The 16,534-nt window shown below is 61.5% G+C and carries 18 protein-coding genes; 7 read left to right on the forward strand and 11 right to left on the reverse strand.

Going from position 1 to position 16,534, the window contains the following annotated elements; genetic code table 11:
• The first annotated feature begins 190 nt into the window (after positions 1-190).
• On the forward strand, positions 191-625 hold the full coding sequence (gene nikR / locus ABOC32_RS13200) for a nickel-responsive transcriptional regulator NikR (protein ID WP_426811329.1): 435 nt from the start codon (positions 191-193) through the stop codon (positions 623-625).
• A gap of 64 nt (positions 626-689) precedes the next feature.
• On the opposite strand, the gene ABOC32_RS13205 is transcribed toward nikR, so the two are convergent.
• Positions 690-2,780, reverse strand: a complete 2,091-nt coding sequence (locus ABOC32_RS13205) for a TonB-dependent siderophore receptor (RefSeq protein ID WP_426811330.1) — start codon at positions 2,778-2,780, stop codon at positions 690-692.
• 188 nt (positions 2,781-2,968) lie between these two features.
• On the opposite strand from ABOC32_RS13205, the gene arfB reads away from it, so the two are divergent.
• Positions 2,969-3,382 carry an alternative ribosome rescue aminoacyl-tRNA hydrolase ArfB gene (gene arfB, locus ABOC32_RS13210; protein WP_234226978.1) on the forward strand — a complete coding sequence of 138 codons (414 nt, stop codon included), beginning with the start codon at positions 2,969-2,971 and terminating at the stop codon, positions 3,380-3,382.
• Between the two features lie 32 nt (positions 3,383-3,414).
• Here arfB and ABOC32_RS13215 read toward each other — a convergent pair whose 3' ends face one another.
• From ABOC32_RS13215 to ABOC32_RS13230, 4 genes are all read right to left on the reverse strand, one after another.
• Positions 3,415-3,684, reverse strand: coding sequence for a DUF3077 domain-containing protein (locus tag ABOC32_RS13215; protein WP_264359994.1), 270 nt, complete (start codon positions 3,682-3,684; stop codon positions 3,415-3,417).
• An 83-nt stretch (positions 3,685-3,767) separates the two neighbouring features.
• Positions 3,768-4,010 carry a hypothetical protein gene (locus ABOC32_RS13220; RefSeq protein WP_043199501.1) on the reverse strand — a complete coding sequence of 81 codons (243 nt, stop codon included), beginning with the start codon at positions 4,008-4,010 and terminating at the stop codon, positions 3,768-3,770.
• Between the two features lie 577 nt (positions 4,011-4,587).
• Positions 4,588-5,229 carry a 3-oxoacid CoA-transferase subunit B gene (locus ABOC32_RS13225; RefSeq protein WP_426811331.1) on the reverse strand — a complete coding sequence of 214 codons (642 nt, stop codon included), beginning with the start codon at positions 5,227-5,229 and terminating at the stop codon, positions 4,588-4,590.
• Positions 5,230-5,237: 8 nt separating this feature from the next.
• Positions 5,238-5,933: a 3-oxoacid CoA-transferase subunit A gene (locus ABOC32_RS13230; protein WP_010954768.1), complete on the reverse strand. Its 696-nt coding sequence runs from the start codon at positions 5,931-5,933 to the stop codon at positions 5,238-5,240.
• A 388-nt stretch (positions 5,934-6,321) separates the two neighbouring features.
• On the opposite strand from ABOC32_RS13230, the gene ABOC32_RS13235 reads away from it, so the two are divergent.
• The 4 genes from ABOC32_RS13235 (at position 6,322) to ABOC32_RS13250 (ending at position 10,190) form a co-directional block, all read left to right on the forward strand.
• Positions 6,322-8,496 (forward strand): methyl-accepting chemotaxis protein, encoded by a 2,175-nt coding sequence (locus tag ABOC32_RS13235; protein ID WP_426811332.1) that lies wholly within the window; start codon positions 6,322-6,324, stop codon positions 8,494-8,496.
• Between the two features lie 17 nt (positions 8,497-8,513).
• Positions 8,514-8,693, forward strand: coding sequence for a hypothetical protein (locus ABOC32_RS13240; protein ID WP_426811333.1), 180 nt, complete (start codon positions 8,514-8,516; stop codon positions 8,691-8,693).
• Positions 8,694-8,728: 35 nt separating this feature from the next.
• Positions 8,729-9,178, forward strand: a complete 450-nt coding sequence (locus tag ABOC32_RS13245) for a GNAT family N-acetyltransferase (RefSeq protein ID WP_426811334.1) — start codon at positions 8,729-8,731, stop codon at positions 9,176-9,178.
• Positions 9,179-9,311: 133 nt separating this feature from the next.
• Positions 9,312-10,190 carry a LysR substrate-binding domain-containing protein gene (locus ABOC32_RS13250; protein WP_426811335.1) on the forward strand — a complete coding sequence of 293 codons (879 nt, stop codon included), beginning with the start codon at positions 9,312-9,314 and terminating at the stop codon, positions 10,188-10,190.
• A 130-nt stretch (positions 10,191-10,320) separates the two neighbouring features.
• Here ABOC32_RS13250 and ABOC32_RS13255 read toward each other — a convergent pair whose 3' ends face one another.
• The 3 genes from ABOC32_RS13255 to ABOC32_RS13265 all read right to left on the reverse strand — a co-directional run bounded on the left by ABOC32_RS13255 (position 10,321) and on the right by ABOC32_RS13265 (position 12,311).
• Positions 10,321-10,638: a hypothetical protein gene (locus ABOC32_RS13255; protein WP_426811336.1), complete on the reverse strand. Its 318-nt coding sequence runs from the start codon at positions 10,636-10,638 to the stop codon at positions 10,321-10,323.
• Between the two features lie 9 nt (positions 10,639-10,647).
• Positions 10,648-10,863: a hypothetical protein gene (locus ABOC32_RS13260; protein ID WP_426811337.1), complete on the reverse strand. Its 216-nt coding sequence runs from the start codon at positions 10,861-10,863 to the stop codon at positions 10,648-10,650.
• A 230-nt stretch (positions 10,864-11,093) separates the two neighbouring features.
• Positions 11,094-12,311 carry an amidohydrolase family protein gene (locus ABOC32_RS13265; protein ID WP_426811338.1) on the reverse strand — a complete coding sequence of 406 codons (1,218 nt, stop codon included), beginning with the start codon at positions 12,309-12,311 and terminating at the stop codon, positions 11,094-11,096.
• A 283-nt stretch (positions 12,312-12,594) separates the two neighbouring features.
• On the opposite strand from ABOC32_RS13265, the gene ABOC32_RS13270 reads away from it, so the two are divergent.
• Positions 12,595-13,749, forward strand: a complete 1,155-nt coding sequence (locus tag ABOC32_RS13270; protein ID WP_426811339.1) for an MFS transporter — start codon at positions 12,595-12,597, stop codon at positions 13,747-13,749.
• Positions 13,750-13,785: 36 nt separating this feature from the next.
• On the opposite strand, the gene ABOC32_RS13275 is transcribed toward ABOC32_RS13270, so the two are convergent.
• From ABOC32_RS13275 to ABOC32_RS13285, 3 genes are all read right to left on the reverse strand, one after another.
• Positions 13,786-14,679, reverse strand: coding sequence for an SMP-30/gluconolactonase/LRE family protein (locus ABOC32_RS13275; RefSeq protein WP_426811340.1), 894 nt, complete (start codon positions 14,677-14,679; stop codon positions 13,786-13,788).
• Between the two features lie 26 nt (positions 14,680-14,705).
• Positions 14,706-15,524 (reverse strand): NAD-dependent epimerase/dehydratase family protein, encoded by an 819-nt coding sequence (locus ABOC32_RS13280; RefSeq protein WP_234226985.1) that lies wholly within the window; start codon positions 15,522-15,524, stop codon positions 14,706-14,708.
• A gap of 74 nt (positions 15,525-15,598) precedes the next feature.
• Positions 15,599-16,324: an oligogalacturonate-specific porin KdgM family protein gene (locus ABOC32_RS13285; RefSeq protein WP_043199517.1), complete on the reverse strand. Its 726-nt coding sequence runs from the start codon at positions 16,322-16,324 to the stop codon at positions 15,599-15,601.
• Positions 16,325-16,534: the final 210 nt, after the last annotated feature.

A 16,534-nucleotide genomic window follows, 5' to 3' on the forward strand; every position in this document is an offset into this window, starting at 1 on the left:
TCCGGCCTGGCGGCGTGGTGTCAGCGGCGTGAGCGAAAGCGCTCACTGCGAGGAAAAGGATGCCCCATAGGGCGGGCTTTTTTTTACCAGGCTGCTGCATCACACTGCGGTCCCCACTTCAATGGAGGCCGTAGGCTAAAGAGCGGTGGGTATGATGTCTATGCAAAATCATCTTACTGGAAGTTACAAAATGCAACGGATCACCATCACGCTTGACGAAGAGCTGCTCGATCTCATCGACCGGCGGGTGGGGACTCAAGGCTATCAGGGGCGCTCGGAGGCGATTCGTGATCTGCTGCGCAATGGCCTGCGTGAAGCCGAGACCCAGCCGGACGATATGCCTTGCGTAGCAGTGGTCAGTTACCTGTACGACCACGCCACCCGAGAGTTGCCCAAACGGCTGAACCAGACCCTGCACGCTCACCATGACCTGACCCGCTCCACGCTGCATGTGCATCTGGACGCGGGCCATTGCCTGGAAGTGTCGGTGTTGCAGGGGGAAAGCGGCCCTGTTGGCGAGCTGGCCCGTCAGTTGATGGTCGAGCGTGGCGTGGAGCACGGTCACGTCCAGATCATGCCTTCACCGGTTTCGGCCTGTTTGGCGGCGAGTACGCAGCACAAATAAAGTTTCAGCATGCAGCACCGGGGCTGCGCAGTGCTTCAGTGACAGGTGCATACGTGGCCCTTTTTCAGAGGTTCAGGGTAAGGCTGACACTGAGGTTGCGCGGCTCACCGGGCATCACCCAGGCGCTGTTGTAGGCGCGCTCGTAATATTTGCGGTCGAACAGGTTGTTCAGGTTCAACCCGAGGGTTAACTGTTCGCTGGCTTTGTAATGGGCAAGCAGGTCGACGGTGCTGTAGGCGGGCAGGGTGAAGCGGCTGCCAGACTGCCCGGAGCGTTCACCCACATAGTTGAACGCGGCACCCACATCTGACCCGCGCAGTGCGCCTTTCTGGAACTCGTACACGCCCAACAGGCTGCCGCTGTGGCGCGCGATACCAAGCAGGTCGCTGCCTGCGGGCACGGCGGCATCGCCCTTGGTCACTTCAGCATCGATGTAGGCATACGTGCCGATGATGCGCAGGGCGTCGCTGGCCTGGCCGCTGAATTGCAGGTCCAGGCCCTGGCTTCGTGCCTTGCCGGCGGCCACGCTGTCACCGAGCGCGTCGGTGGTGACGACGTTTTCCTTGTCGATGTGGAACAGGGCGACGGTGGCGCCGATACGGCTGTCGAACAGGTCGAGCTTCAGGCCGGTTTCATAGCCCAGGCCTTTCTCCGGCTTGTACACCTGGCCCTGCGTGCCGATGGTGTTGGGCTTGAACGAGGTTGAGGCGTTGGCAAACACGCCCACCTGCGGGGTCAGTTGGTAGAGCACGCCAGTGCGCGCAGTGGCGACATCTTTTTGCTGGCTGTTGCTGACACCCGTAGCGCGGTTCAGCGCGGTCTGCTCGAACCGTTCAAGGCGCACGCCGAGCAGGCCGCGCAGGCGTTCTGTGAAGGCGATCTGGTCCTGCAGGTTGAGGGCATAGCTTTCGGTATGCTCGTGGAAGTCGTTGGCCCGGGTCAGCGCCGGCTTGGGCTGGCCGTACACAGGGTTGTAGATATCCAGCCCATACTCCTGCAGCGTCGCGCTTTGCGGGTACTTCTGGCTGTTGCGGTAGTTCTCGTATTCCAGGCCCGCGAGGGTCTGGTGATGCCAGCCGGCCCAGTCGAAGCTGCCGTGCAGTTCGGCCTGGGTAATGCTGTCGTTCCATTCGAAATCGCGCTCGCGGTAGAAGCGGGTAATGGTGGTGCCGATCAGGGCCTGGGGCTCGGAGCTTGCGCCCTTGAGCGTGCCTTGGGTGTAGTGGTTGGCCAGGCGCAGTTTCCAGGCGTCGTTCAGGTAATGCTCGAGTGCCAGGTCGATGGTCTGGTTATCGTTGCGGATCTGCCCGTCGTTCGGCTCGCCCATGAACGTCGAGCGCTTGACCGAGCCCAACTCGCCATTGACTGCCGGGATGCCGCGGTCGAACACCGTTTCGGTGCGGGAAAATTCGGTGTCGAGTAACAGCCGGGTATCGGGCGAGAGCTGCCAGCTCAACGACGGGCTGATGATGCGCCGCTGGCTGTTGACATGGTCGCGAAAACTGCCGTTGTCCTCGACGGCCATGTTCACCCGCCCCAGCAGGTTGCCTTGGCTGTCGAGCGGCGAGTTGACGTCGAGGCTGCTGCGGTAGCGGTCCCAGGTGCCGGCGCTGACGCTCAGGTTGCTGAACGCCTCGGCCTCGGGGCGCTTGCTCACGATGTTGACCAGGCCGCCCGGGTCGCCGCGCCCGTACAGGCTGGCCGCAGGGCCCTTGAGCACCTCGATGCGTTCGATGCTTGCAGCGTCGGGCGCGCTGTAGCTGCCACGGTTGATGGCGAAGCCGTTCTTGTACAACTCGCCGGTGGTGAAGCCGCGCACGCTGTAGTTGAGAAACGTCAGGCCACCGAAATTGTTCTGCCGCGAAACGCCGCCGGCGAAATCCAGCGCGCGGTCGATGCGCGTGGTGTTGAGGTCCTTGAGCACCTGGGCGGGCACCACGTCGATGCTCTGCGGGGTGTCGCGGATGTCGGTGTCGGTACGCGTTGCAGTGGCCGAGCGTGTCGCGCGGTAGCCCTGTACCGGGCCATCGGCGCGCTCCTCGAGGTAGGAATCGGTGATCGAAAGTTCGTCCAGCGTCAGGGGTTGCGCCGCCGAGACCGGTTGCCCGATAAGTCCCAGGGTGAAGCCTGCCAGCAGCGGTGCACGATATTTCAAGGTGAAATCTCCAAGGTAGATGTAATAACATAACATTTGAGTTTTGAAGAAATCCAGCCCCGACAGTTACGTTGCTGCGTGCACAGGTCAGCAACGCGCGACTTGCGCGCTGATTCAGGGAATTGTGTGTTGTTCTATGGCTGAGCGGCGCATCCGGTGATAATGGGGGCAATGACAAGGGCCATACCATGCTGACCATCTCCAATAACGTGCATCTGCCGGATGCCGAAATCGAACTCACGTACATCCGCGCGCAAGGCGCGGGTGGGCAGAATGTCAACAAGGTGTCCAGCGCCGTGCACCTGCGTTTCGACATCCCGGCCTCGTCGTTGCCCGAGTTCTACAAGGAGCGGCTGCTGGCGCTGCGTGATAGTCGCATCACCGGCGACGGCGTGTTGATACTCAAGGCCCAGCAGTACCGCACCCAGGAGCAGAACCGAGCTGACGCACTGGCGCGTCTTGCCGAATTGATCATTGCTGCCGGCAAGACCGAGAAGAAACGCCGCCCCACCAAGCCGACCCTTGGCTCGAAAACCCGCCGCCTCGATGGAAAAGCCAGGCGGGGCACTGTCAAGGCGGGTAGGGGCAAGGTGGATTTCTAGTGCTGTTAGTGCCAGCGCCGCTAGTCACCCCATCAGCGCATCATGCCCAGCTCGGCATCATCCATCAGCGCCTTGGCCAGTGCACTCAGGTAATGCGCAGCCCAGATCATCATCGGCTTCTCATCCATCAATCCGGCAATCGTCAGTTCCCGCACATAGCCCATCAACTCCGAGGCCTGTTCGCGGGCGTTTTGGCACGGGATGCCGGCTTCGATGCGAAACAGTGGGTGGGTCTGGTTTTCACCCTGGTAGAACGTGGTCTTGCCTACGGTCGTTTTCTCGTTGGATTCGTCAGTCGTCATGGGTCCATCTCCCTGATCATCTAAAACCCGGGCGAGCACCTTCGCTGGCAATGGCCCAGCCCAGGTAACACACAGCGTTCGGCTTAGTGCGGCGTTCGCGGCTCGTTCGGCGCCTGTGCCTGAATCAGTGCGAATTCAATCAATGAGCGTAGGGACTCAAGTTCATGTGTCGTCGCCATCATCAGCACCGCTGCTGGTGATTTGGGCTGCATCAGCATCGCCTGTTGCGAAATGGCTAGCGCGCAGACGGCGTGTTCCGCGGCTTGGATGAGGGTGTCTTCGAGGGAGTGGAGGGTGTGGGGTGGGTCGGGGACCATCTTTAACATTGCTTATTACCTCTATGGATGCCACTACCTGACTGCTGTCAAACAGAAGGGTGGTAGCTGTACGTGGGTTGACAGACCGGCGGAATAAGCAAGTTCCGGCGCACGCAAGCGTGCCCCACGCACAGCCACCATAGAAGGAAAGCTGTAATGCTTAAACCGTTACGGCCTGTCAAAGCCGGATCGCTGATGAGCAGCGACAGGCCGAGACTAGAGCCCCAACCGGGCACCCGCAACGGAAAATAGGCGGCAACAGTATCTTTGGGAAATGCCCTACAAGAAAGCGAAAAATTCTGATTTTTCGAAGCAAATGGACATCATTTTGGATGGGGTAGCCTGCTGTGGTCGCGCGGCTGAAATGGGGTGAGGCTTGGGGTTGTGGCTTTTGCTCAGGGCCATGGGGGCTGCTTTGCAGCCCATCGCAGGCAAGCCAGCTCCTACAGGTACGGCGCAGGCCTATAGCCCGGCGCGGGACCTGTGGGAGCGGGTTCACCCGCGAAGAATCCAACGCGGTGCATGGCACCGGCTGCGCCGGTGTTCGCGGGTGAACCCGCTCCCACAGGGAGATAGGTTCCGCGGATTATTTGAGCAGCGGCACGCCGCTCAGCTTCTGCAACTCATCAAAATCGATGTCCGCGCAGATCTCGACCACTTTCAGCCCTTCAGGCGTTACTTCCAGCACGGCCAGGTCGGTGTAGATGCGGCTGACGCAAGCAATGCCGGTCAGCGGGTAGGTGCACTCGGGCACCAGCTTGCTTTCGCCGGTCTTGGTCAGGTGGTCCATCATCACGAACACCTGGCGGGCGCCGGTGGCCAGGTCCATCGCGCCGCCTACGGCCGGGATAGAGCCTTCGGCGCCGGTGTGCCAGTTGGCCAGGTCGCCTTTGACCGACACCTGGAAGGCGCCCAGTACGGCGATGTCCAGGTGGCCGCCACGCATCATCGAGAACGAGTCGGCATGGTGGAAGAAGGCACCACCGGTCAGCAGGGTGACGTGCTGTTTGCCGGCGTTGATCAGGTCATCGTCTTCCTCGCCCGGCGCAGGGCTTGGGCCCATGCCCAGCAGGCCGTTTTCGCTGTGCAGGAACACTTCCTTGTCGCCCAGGTAGTTGGCCACCAGGGTAGGTGCGCCAATGCCCAGGTTTACGTAGGCGCCTTCCTGGATGTCTGCGGCCACGCGCTGGGCCATCTCGGTGCGGGAGAGCTTTTTGGTGATGGTCATGGCAGGCCTCAGACAGCTTTGGCGATCGAAGAAGCGGCAGCGCCGGTGACGGCAACCACACGCTGGACGAAGATACCCGGGGTGATGATGTGCTCCGGGTCCAGTTCACCGAGTTCGACAACCTGGTCGACCTGGGCGATGGCAGTCTTGGCGGCCATGGCCATGATCGGGCCGAAGTTACGGGCGGCCTTGCGGTAGGTCAGGTTGCCCCAACGGTCACCCTTGTGCGCCTTGATCAGCGCGAAGTCGGCGTGCAGCGGCATTTCCAGCACGTACATGCGGCCGTCGATTTCACGGGTTTCCTTGCCTTCAGCCAACAGGGTGCCGTAGCCGGTCGGCGAGAAGAACGCACCGATGCCCGAACCCGCTGCGCGGATGCGCTCGGCCAGGTTACCTTGTGGTACAACTTCCAGCTCGATCTTGCCGGCGCGGTACAGTTCGTCGAACACGTAGGAGTCGGACTGGCGCGGGAACGAGCAGACCACCTTGCGCACGCTGCCCGCCATAAGCAGGGCGGCCAGGCCGATTTCGCCGTTGCCGGCGTTGTTGCTGATGATGGTCAGGTCGCGGGCACCGGTTGCGATCAGGCCATCGATCAGCTCGGACGGCATGCCGGCAGTGCCAAAGCCACCGACCATGATGGTCGAACCGTCGGTGATCCCTTCCACCGCGCTGGCGATGGACTCGTACGTTTTATTGATCAAGGCGAGCTCCTGGTTGTTCCTGGAGTATGGTTGTCGGGCTGGCCGGCGCGTGTGAAGCGATGGGGCCAATCAGCGCTTAAAATTGTTTGCTGACATTCGCTATAGCGTGCCGCAAGATAGGGCAACAGTAGAGGGGGTTTAGCGGAATTTGTGCGATTATCGAACTGTTGTGCGATGTGCGAGCAGTTGCGGCGCCTATTTGTCATATGTCGCTTGAGACCGTGACTTCATCGATTTTGCCCCTCCTTGGTGCGCTCAGCACTTGCCCGCTGCGTCTCTGCACAAGTGCCGTGCATTCAAAGCCTGAAATTTCCCGTTAATCACCTTTTCGCCGTTGGCGCGCGATTTGCTATCAAATTGCCATTCGATGTCGCGTATGGTGAAGATAATGTCGCTTTCCAGTAGTTCGATGCAGTTGTCATCGAGTGAGAAGGGCTGGCTGCCCTGGTTCGGTAAAACCGGTAAGTTCAGCATGGGCTGGGCCTGCCGCCTGAACCGGGCGAGCTACCCGCAGATCGAGCAAACCTTCGAAGCCATTGCCCAGACCCGCGTGCAGTTGCTGCATGACTGGGCGCGCGAACAATGGGAGCATTTGGCGGAACTGGCAGAACAGCTGGCGCCGGAGTTCGGCCAGCCCAACAGCATCCTGCTTCGCGATAAACGGGTGCAGGCCGACGACTTTTCCGAGTTGTTTGTCGTCAGTGCTGCCGGCAACGTCATCGCCTCGACCTGGCCACAACGTGGTACACCGCGTATCGAGCACCCTGCGGCACTGGCACAAGGCCTGAAAGCGCCGTTTCTGCACGGCCCCTACAGCGACCCGCTGACCCTGAGCATCGGCCCGTCGTCTTCGCGTTTCCACGATGAAGTGACGCTGATGTTCTACCAACCCTTGGTCGTCGCGGGCAAAGTCTTCGGCTGCCTGTGCGGCCGGGTGCCCAACGACGTGCTGGGCGACCTTATCCAGCGCGAGGCCGGGCATATCTTCGCCGACTCGGGCGACAACTACCTGTTCATGGCGCAGTCGCGCTTCGACCCGGCGATCCAGCCCGGTACGGCCTTGTCGCGTTCACGCTTCGAGGACGGCACCTTTACCCATGGCGAGAACCTCAAAAGTGGGGTGCACACGCCCTGGACCACGGTGCAGGTCCAGCGCCATACAGAGCTGGAACTGCGCTTCACCGACCCCTCCACGCGCGAACTGCACCCTGGGGTGCGGGAAACCATCAGGCGCGGTGCCAATCTGTTCGTGACCTACCCCGGCTATTCGGACTATCGCCACGTGCCGGTGGTCGGCAAGGGTGTGACGTTTCAGTTGCCGGGCTCGCCCGACCGCTGGGGCATGATGTGTGAGGCCGACCTGGAGGAGGTCTACCGACGCCGTTCGCTGAGCTACGGGTTGATGAAAGCCTATGTGGCGACCATGGCCGGGGTGTTCGGCTGCAACTACCTGGTGCAGCACCATGCCGGTTTGCCGCAAGGGCTGAACGACGTCATCCAGGCCTTGAGCATGCTCGGTGCCACGCTGTTGTTCGGCGTGTTCGGGCCCAAGCGCCTGGCGGCGAGGCTGGATGGCATGAGCAATGTGCTGCGTACCATCGCCGAGGGGGAAGGCAACCTGCGTCAGCGCCTGGACATCAGCAGCCTGGGTAATGACGAGAGTGGCGACATGGCGCGCTGGATCAACAGTTTCATCGACCGCCTGGACGCGGTGGTGGGCCAGGTGGTCAAGGCCAGCCGTACGGTCGGCAGCACCAACCAGATGATGCTCGGGCGCAGCCAGGCGGCCAGTGTGAGCTCCGCCGACGTGGCGGACGCCGTGCACCAGATGATGATCATCATGGAAGAGCAGCTGGGCGAGTTGCAGCAGGCCTCGGTCAGCGCCGAACAGATGAAGCAGGCCATGGACGAGGTGGTCAGCCGTGCCCGTGAACAGTATCTGGCGGTGCAGGCCGGCACCCAGTCGATTCGCGATGTGGTGGCACGTTCGTCCTCCAGCGTGCAGTTGCTCGACAGCCGCATGGCGCAGATTGGCAATATCACCGGGTTGATCAGCGACATCACCAACCAGACCAACCTGCTGGCGCTCAATGCCGCCATCGAAGCAGCGCGGGCGGGCGAACACGGCCGCGGTTTTGCAGTGGTGGCCGATGAGGTGCGCAGCCTGGCCGCCCGCACCTCGCGCGCGGCGGACGACATCCGGCATATGGTTGAAGGCCTGCAGAACGAAACGCAGCAGGCGGTCAGCTTCATGCAGGAGGGGGTGCAGAACGTCGATGACAGCCTGCGCCTGGCCGAGGATGCTTCATCGGAGAATGTGCAGCTGCACCAGGCGGTGGAGGGCATGTTTGCCATCATCCAGCAGCTCAACCGGCGTAGCGCGGAATACGGCAAGACCATCGACCAGGTCAACCAGTCCTCCAGCGAGATGCGCCAGACAGCAGTGGTGCTGCAGAGCAGTGCGCAGAAGGTGAAAGTGGATGCCGGCAAGTTGCAGAAGCTGGTGGGGCAGTTCGAAGTCAGCGATGATGGCGCACGGGGCGCTGTCCCGACCTCCGCTTAGCAGACCTGGAAGCCGCAATGAACAAACTGATCCTCCCTGCCGCCATCTTCGTAAGCGTAATTGCCGCTGGGAAGGTATCCGAACACTTCGGCCTTGAAGGGGGCTGGAAAATAGGCATGCTGTGCCTGGTGGCAGGTGCTGTGCAAATCGCGGTTACGCGCTTTCAGCGCGCACCCCGCAAAAACGCCCAATCGTAAGCCTGCGCTGCGCCCTGCAAGCCAAGGAGACCACCATGATCCGGCTGGCCATAGCCACTGATGAGCCCGAGGTCAGAAACTGCGCCGAGCAGGCGTACGCCCGCTATGTGCCCTTCATCGGGCGAAAGCCCGCCGCGATGACCGCAGACTTCGCCCAGCAGATTGCACAAGGGGTGGTCTACGTTGCGAGCGATGACCAGTCGACCTTCCAGGGCTTTATCGTGTTCTATGCCGAACAGGGGCATATGCTGCTGGAAAACGTGGCAGTCTTGCCCAGCGCAGCCGGGCGTGGTGTAGGCAAGGCGCTGATCGGCTTCTGTGAAAATGCCGCCCGGCAGCGGGGGATAAACGCCGTGCACCTCTACACCAACGAGATGATGACCGAGAACCTCGCGATTTACCCCAGGCTCGGTTATGTAAAGGTGGGGCAGCGCACGGAAGACGGTTTCAAGCGCGTGTACTTCGAGAAAGCCCTCGTACCCTGATAGCCCGTGTTCGCGGTCAATAGGCGTCACTTTTGCACGCGTACAAAGCGCATCCCGCACCAGGGCAATGCGTAATGCACGCCTGCTTCAGGCATCATGCAGCAAGCCCCATTGCAAAAGCTGAACCCGCCAAATGTCAGAATCCACCAACCCCAATCGAGCCATCTACGACCTGGACATGCTCCGCACCGTGGTCATGGTGGCCGACTGCGGCAGTTTCACCACCGCCGCTGCCCGCCTGCACTCCACCCAGTCCACGGTCAGCCAGAAGGTGCGCCGGCTGGAGGAACTGGTCGGCCAGCAACTGCTAGACCGCAGCAACCGCGAAGTGCACCCGACCGATGCCGGTGAAACCCTGCTGCGTTACGCACGGCATTTGCTGGCGGTGAGCAATCAGCTGACCGAGGCCATGTCGGGCGGGGTGACGGTGACCGTGCGCATTGGCCTGCCGGACGATTTTGTCGCGGGCAAGACGATGCAGGCGTTGGCAGCGTTCAACCGGCGCAACCCGACGGTAAAGCTGGAGATTACCGGTGGGTTGAGCCGCGATTTGATGAGCACCTACGACCGTGGTGAACTGGACTTGGTGTTGATCAAGCAGCGGCGCCACAGCCGCGAGGCGAATGCCTGCCAGCCGGAGCGCATCGAGTGGATCGACAGTGCGCAGTACCCGTGTTTTGCCCAGGACCCGATTCCGCTGGTGACCTTTCCGCCACGCGGTTTGTACCGGGATGACATGATCAGCGCGGTCGAGGCCATGGGGCGCAGTTGGCGTATTGCTTTTACCAGTTCGAGCCTGGCGGGGATTCAGGAAGCGGTGGCCAACGGGCTGGGGGTGAGCCTGTTGCCCTCGCGGGTGGTGACGGCGGGGCATCGCGTGTTGGGCGTGGAGGAGGGGTTCAAGCCGATCCGGGTGTTTGAGGCGGCGATCTTTCACCGGCCTACGGCGGATCCGATGGTTATGGAGCTGGCAGAGATCCTGATTGGGATTTTGCGGGCTGAGGAGGAATAAGCTTTTCGCGGCGAGCAGACTACCGCTGTTATGGAATCAGGGCAGGTGGACATTCAAGCCCTGATGGCGTCCTTCTCCGGCTTAAGCTCATTCTTTTTGAATTCCTGCCAATACGCACCTTTGAAGAACGTCATTGAAACGCAGCCAGATAGGCGTAAAGCGGTGCTGTGAGAATGGCGACAAGCATCGTCGAAAACAGATGCTGTTCCGTAGAGGTGGTAAAGCCCCGGTTCTCGAAAAGGGCGGCCAAGCCAAAGAAACCCTCGGTAAACCACTCGATGAAAAACGCCAACCCCAGCCATGGCAACGCGAGGACGAGCCCCCTCATCGCGATATGCAGATACAGTGACTGCCCCTCATATTTGGCGATGAGGGTCTTGTCGTAGAAGTTGTATTTACAGTAGATGAAGCCGCAGATCAGGATGGGAAGAACGAGGAGAAAACCCATTGTCGATGCCTAGCGCGTCTTCGAAATCGCTTGCCTGGCTGCCTCGCAGGCGCGTGCAAAATCAGCGTCTTGCAGGATGGTCGATGCCGAAATCGAGACGGCGCCATGGTCGCTGACCTGCACTTGCTCAGCGACCGCATTGAGCCGCCTGGCGATTGCCAGGGATTCTTCCGACGGAGGGGAAACCCATTGCAGCAGGGTTTCCCAGATGTTTTTGTGGCTCATGCAATCACTCCTCTTCCATGCATTGCCTGAACACGTACTTCAAGCATAGCAACGCACTTACTGAAGGCTGCCATAGGCTGCCAATCCGGGTGCGGAGGCTAGCATACCGCAACCTTTGCACCTGGATGAGCAGATGAGCGAGCAGGGGTGTTTCGTTTCGTGTCGAGCAGTGCCTTGCGATCCGCTCCCACCAGGCCGTGCAGGGCTTGAGGTCTGTGTTTGCCTGTGGTTTACCGGCGCACTTCCGTAGCAAACTGCGCGGCCTTCAGCTGCAACTGCGCAGGCCCGCCCCAGAACGCGCCGTGGCGCACGATCACCCGTTCATGAATGGCCGCCGCTACCGCCGCCGCAGCATTCGGTGCCTTGAACAGCACGAAGCTGGCTTCGTTACCCACCTTCAAGCCGTAATCCTGTTTGCCCATCACCCCGGCACTGGCTTCGGTCGCCATGTGCAGCGCTACCCGCAGTTCCTCATCGGTGTTGAAGCCCGAGCGGTAGCTGACCAGCATGGCCCGCTGCAGCATGTCGCCATTGCCATAGGGCCACCAGGCGTCCTGGATGTTGTCGTTGCCGGTGAATACCCGCACGCCGCCGTTACGCAGGCGCAGCAAGGGTGGGAAGGCGTGTTCGCCGGGGGCGTTGGTCATGATGGATATGCCGGCGCCCGCCAGTACTTCGGCGGTGCGGTCGACTACGGCATCGGAGACGTCGCCCAGGCCATAGGCGTGGCTGACCGCCACCAGGCCTTGCATGCCCAGTGCCTGGGTGCGCGCGGCGATGCGGTCGAGCTGGGCGATGCAGATATCGCCGGGTTCGTGCAGGTGAATGTCGACCTTTACGCCATGCCGTTCGGCGATGCCGAATACGATGTCCAGCTGGGCCTCGGGGTCGCCGTCCAGGGTGGTCGGGTCGATGCCGCCGACCACCTGCACGCCTTCGCGGATGGCTGCTTCCATTACTTCAGCGGTGCCGGGGCAGCTCACCACGCCGGCCTGGGGGAAGGCCACCAGCTCGATGTCGACCAGGTCTTTCCAGGTGTCCCGGGCTTCGAGAATGGCGTGCAGGTTGGTCAGGCCGGTGGTGGCGTCCACGTCCACATGGCAGCGCATGGCCAGGGTGCCGAATGAGGCGGCCTGGCGGATCAGCGCATCGGCGCGTTCGGCGATGGGCGGGGCGCTGGCGAGTTCGCGCTTTTCCACGGCCAAGCGTTCGCGCAGGCTGGCCACCGGTTGGTGCGGGCGCCAGCGGTCGCCGACGAAGCTTTTGTCCAGGTGGATGTGGCCATCGACAAAGCCTGGCAGCACCAACAGGCCTTCTAGGTCGATGGTTTCGCGGGCGGCTGTGCTGGCGCGTTGCGGGCCGATGTGGGTGATGCGCCCGTTGGTTACGGCAATGTGCAGGGGCAGGCCATCGGCGTCGATGGCGTTGATGAACTCACGGTCGTTCATGGCTGGGCCTTTTTTACTGAGGCTTGGGTGACGTACCACGGTAGGGGGGATGCCGACAGGTCTCCAATTAATTATCAGGATCGGGTGCAGTGCATTTCTGGATGCAGGCCAAGGCAGTTTGGCCTGCATTAAAAAGCCCACTGAAGTCGATTCCGATAATTAACTTTCAAAGCCTTCGATCTCGGCCCACGATTGCCCACGAGACCCGCCCAGCCGCCCGCTGCGGCGCCTTTCAGGGCAGGTCGCCACACACAATAAAAACAAATGCCGTGTCGGAGTCCCCATGACGCAAGATTCCAAGCTGCTGCGTGCCGCGCTGATTTTCATTGCCTGTACTTCCTTCATCGTCTGTGGCGTGCAACCCATCTTCATGGGGTTGGTCACGGAGCAACTGAGCCTGTCACTCGACCAGCAGGGCTGGGTGGTGTCGGTCGAGATGATCGGCATGACCCTGGGCACCTTGCTGTGCCCGGTGCTGATGAAGCGCCATGGCGGGCGCAGCCTGTGCCTGTTCGTGGGCGCGCTGTGCGTGGCGCTGAGCATCGCGACCGCCTTTGCCACCAGCAATAACATGCTGCTGATCGTGCGCCTGGCGGCCGGCACCTGTGCGGGGCTGGTGTATGCCTACGCGGTGTCCACGCTGGGCCGCTTGCCCAACCAGGACCGCTCGTTCGGGTTGATGCTGTTGCTGCAAACGCCCGAGTACTCGCTGTTTTCCGCAGCGTTGCCGTTGCTGGCCGCGCAGAGTGGCACGGTGACCGCCTTGTGCGCGTTCGGCCTGTGGTACTTGCTGATTTGCGGCGCCAGCCTGGTGCTGCCGCGGCGCCCGGCGGCGTTGCTGGCCAATGGCGAAGCCTCGCCTGCCCAGGGTGGTTCGGCGCGTACGGGGCGCACTGCGTTGGTGGGCATGCTGTTCATGCAGATCGCCATCTACTGCGTGTGGGGCTTCATCGACCAGTTGGCGCGAGACCAGGGCATCAGCGGGGTGGATATCGGCTGGGCGTTCGGCCTGTCAGCCCTGGGTGGTTTGCCGGGGGCGGGGCTGCCTAGCCTGTTGGGTGCGCGGGTCAATCGCCAATTGATGATCGCCGTGGGGCTGGTGGCGGTGTTCATTTCCATCGCAATGCTCACGGGCCATACCCGCACGCCGATGCAGTTGTTCGTCGCGTTGCTGCTGATCAACTTTGGTTGGGTGCTGTCGCTGTCGTACTACATGGCGTTGATCACCACCAACGACCCGACCGGCAAGCTCACGCCGCTGGTCAGTATCACGTTGATGGGAGCTGCAGCGGTGACGCCTGCGCTGATTGCCATGCTGGTGGAGGGCTCCAACCAGCAACTGATTTTCCTGTTGGGTACCGGGGCGTTGGTGATTGCCTTTGCGGTCACTTGCCTTGGGGCAGGCCGCAGGGGGATGGCCAGCAAGGCTGCTTACTGAACATACCCCTGGTGGCAGCCATTGCCGGCCCAGGCTTCAGCCCCCGGCAATCGGCTCCGGCAAGCCTTTTACGCCGGGGTTGAGCGCGAACACGCCGCCGGCCAGTGGCTGGTCGCTCAGGTCGATGCCTTGTGGGCGAATCGACGTCACGAACAGCGTATCCAGCTGCGGGCCGCCGAAGGCGCACATGGTCGGTTTCTTTACCGGTAGCGCCAGGGCGCGGTCCAGTTGCCCTTCGGGGGTAAAGCGCAGTACCTGGCCGGCATCGATCGCGCAGATCCAGTAGCAACCTTCGGCATCTACTGCAGCCCCGTCCGGTCGGCCGGGGTGCTGGTGCATGTCGACGAATATTCGGCGGTTGTGCGGTGTGCCGCTGTCGATGTCGTAGTCGAAGGCCCAGATCAGCTGCACGCTAGGGTGCGAGTCGGAGACATACAGTGTTTTGCCGTCCGGGCTGAACGCCATGCCGTTGGGCACGGTCAGCTTGTCCAGTCGTGCTTGCAATGGCTTTACCGTTGCGTCCGCCGTCGCGTCATATCGGTAAAGCGCACCCACCGGCTCGGCGCCCATGTTTGTTTGCATCGTACCGGCCCAGAAGCGCCCTTGGCGGTCGCAACGCCCGTCATTGAAACGCATGCCGGGCCTCGCGTGTTCGACGCTGGCGCGCTTGTCGGCAAGCAGGCGACCGTCAGCCTGGGGGGTGAGGTGGAAGACCCCGCTCTCCATGGCGCCAAGCCAGTGGCCTTGCTGGCTACGGACGATGCAGCCGAGCATTTCATCTGCGGCCCAGTGATGGGTCTGGCCGTCGGGTTGCCAGCGGTGCAGGCGGCCTGCCGGTATATCTACCCAGTACAAGGCGTTTTCCTGCGGGTGCCAGACCGGGCTTTCGCCTGTGGCATTGCGTGCGTCGGTAATCAGTTCGGCTGTCATAAAAAAATTGCGCACTCCATCTGGGTTTAGTCGCCAAAAGGGCCGGCAGCGGTGAAGGCGCCACCTTGCAGGTGGGCCGTCGGGTCATCTGTAGCAGGCTTTGGCTGCTGCTCCAGGGCCGGGCGGAAGCGCTCGGCACTGTCCTTCGGATTGAAGTCCAGGTGTGCGGCATGGCGGTTGTTCCACCAGAGGTCGCGGTTGGCCGAGACGCCGTACACCACGGTATGGCCGACGTTTTCGGCAAGCAATGCGCGCGCTACCAGATGCGCCAGATCGCCGTAGCTCAACCAAGTGGACAGCATGCGCACATTGCGCGGTTCGGGGAATGAAGAGCCGATGCGCAGGCTGACGGTTTCGATGCCGTAGCGGTGGAAGTAGAACGTGGCCAGGTCTTCGCCGTAGGCCTTCGACAGCCCGTAGTAGCAGTCTGGTCGGCGCGGCGAATGCGCATCTACCTGTTCGCCTTGGGGGTAAAAGCCGGTGACATGGTTCGAGCTGGCGAACACCACGCGCTTGATGCCGTGCTTACGGGCGGCCTCATAAATGTGGAAGGTGCCGACGATGTTGGCTTGCAGAATCTCTTCGAAGGCACGCTCGGTGGAGATGCCGCCCAGGTGCACGATGGCGTCCACATCCTGGGCCAGGGCCAATACGCCGGCCTTGTCGGCCAGGTCGCAGTTGATGACTTGCTCATGCTCGCCCGCAGCCGCTGCCATGGGGCTGATGTCTGATACGCGCACGATGTTGGCGTGTGCCTGCAGTGCTTCGCGAAGCACTTGCCCGAGCCCGCCGGCGGCGCCGGTGAGCAGTAGGCGATTGAAGGGTTTGCGGGTGGTCGTGGTCATTGTCGGATGCCTTTTACTGAAACTGCATGTGGGTGCCGTGGTGCAACGACACCGGCATGGTCGGGCGGTTGCCCTTACAGGAAGTTGTACTGGATACCCAGGCGCCAACGGGCCTGGCGATCGTCGGTGTAGCTGTTGACCTTGATGTCACCCACTTCCATGAACGGCGCCCACTGTTTGTTGAGCTTGTACTTGATGATCAGGTTCTGCTCGTAGTCGCGCTTCTTGTTGTCGTAGCGGATGTAGTCGGTGGTGAAGTGGATGTACTGGTACTCGAATGCCCAGGGGCCGCTGGGGGTATAGCCGAGCCAGCCTTCAAGGCGGGTGGTGTTCTGGTCGTCCTTGGCGCGGTCAGCCTTGCTGTGGTCGACCTGATCCCGGTCGAGGCTGCGTGCGTCGTGGCGTACGCGGGTGGCGACGTACCAGGTGTCGCTGAGCTTGTAGTTGTACTTCAAGCCGAACTTGTAGGTGGTTGCGTCCTTGGAGCTGTCCATCTGGAAGGCGGGGGTCCAGGTCGACTTGGGGCTCATCTTGTAGTTGTAGTCCACGGTGAACTCATGGCCGTTGTTGACCATGTTGTCGTAGGCGACGTCTTCGCGGTCGCCGGCAGTCTTGTATTTGATTTCTGCGGCAAACCCCAGGCCGCTGTCCTTGCGGTAGCTCAGCTTTATCCGGTCGGAGTGATTGCTGTCGTCTTCGGTGTACCCATGCCGGTAGTTGATGCTGGCGGAGTCCGCGCAGGCGTAGAACGACAAGCCGAGGGTACTGGCGGCGATAAGGCGGCGAAGTGTGTTGTTCATGCGATCTCTTTTTTTGTTTTTGTTGAGGACGTGATGAGGTGTGTTACCGGGTGAGGTGGGTGCGGCGCTCCGTGATTTTTCAAATAAGTTATCGTACGACTCTGGGGCTGTCTACGAATTCTTGAAATGTTGTCTGATCACTTTGCTTGAAGGCTCTGGGTCGGTAGTTTTGGCTTGATGTGTGCTTTGTGATGGGCTTCACAGGGTGGG

The organism is Pseudomonas sp. WOUb67, assembly GCF_050058005.1.
GTDB classification, from domain to species: Bacteria; Pseudomonadota; Gammaproteobacteria; order Pseudomonadales; family Pseudomonadaceae; genus Aquipseudomonas; species Aquipseudomonas putida_R.

Excerpts from the sequence above, each read along its gene's own strand:
- nikR (WP_426811329.1), top strand. The coding sequence starts at position 191 with ATGCAACGGATCACCATCACGCTTGACGAAGAGCTGCTCGATCTCATC.
- arfB (WP_234226978.1), top strand. The coding sequence starts at position 2,969 with ATGCTGACCATCTCCAATAACGTGCATCTGCCGGATGCCGAAATCGAA.
- ABOC32_RS13215 (WP_264359994.1), bottom strand. The coding sequence starts at position 3,684 with ATGACGACTGACGAATCCAACGAGAAAACGACCGTAGGCAAGACCACG.
- ABOC32_RS13220 (WP_043199501.1), bottom strand. The coding sequence starts at position 4,010 with ATGTTAAAGATGGTCCCCGACCCACCCCACACCCTCCACTCCCTCGAA.
- ABOC32_RS13225 (WP_426811331.1), bottom strand. The coding sequence starts at position 5,229 with ATGACCATCACCAAAAAGCTCTCCCGCACCGAGATGGCCCAGCGCGTG.
- ABOC32_RS13235 (WP_426811332.1), top strand. The coding sequence starts at position 6,322 with ATGTCGCTTTCCAGTAGTTCGATGCAGTTGTCATCGAGTGAGAAGGGC.
- ABOC32_RS13240 (WP_426811333.1), top strand. The coding sequence starts at position 8,514 with ATGAACAAACTGATCCTCCCTGCCGCCATCTTCGTAAGCGTAATTGCC.
- ABOC32_RS13245 (WP_426811334.1), top strand. The coding sequence starts at position 8,729 with ATGATCCGGCTGGCCATAGCCACTGATGAGCCCGAGGTCAGAAACTGC.
- ABOC32_RS13250 (WP_426811335.1), top strand. The coding sequence starts at position 9,312 with ATGTCAGAATCCACCAACCCCAATCGAGCCATCTACGACCTGGACATG.
- ABOC32_RS13255 (WP_426811336.1), bottom strand. The coding sequence starts at position 10,638 with ATGGGTTTTCTCCTCGTTCTTCCCATCCTGATCTGCGGCTTCATCTAC.
- ABOC32_RS13260 (WP_426811337.1), bottom strand. The coding sequence starts at position 10,863 with ATGAGCCACAAAAACATCTGGGAAACCCTGCTGCAATGGGTTTCCCCT.
- ABOC32_RS13265 (WP_426811338.1), bottom strand. The coding sequence starts at position 12,311 with ATGAACGACCGTGAGTTCATCAACGCCATCGACGCCGATGGCCTGCCC.
- ABOC32_RS13270 (WP_426811339.1), top strand. The coding sequence starts at position 12,595 with ATGACGCAAGATTCCAAGCTGCTGCGTGCCGCGCTGATTTTCATTGCC.
- ABOC32_RS13275 (WP_426811340.1), bottom strand. The coding sequence starts at position 14,679 with ATGACAGCCGAACTGATTACCGACGCACGCAATGCCACAGGCGAAAGC.
- ABOC32_RS13280 (WP_234226985.1), bottom strand. The coding sequence starts at position 15,524 with ATGACCACGACCACCCGCAAACCCTTCAATCGCCTACTGCTCACCGGC.
- ABOC32_RS13285 (WP_043199517.1), bottom strand. The coding sequence starts at position 16,324 with ATGAACAACACACTTCGCCGCCTTATCGCCGCCAGTACCCTCGGCTTG.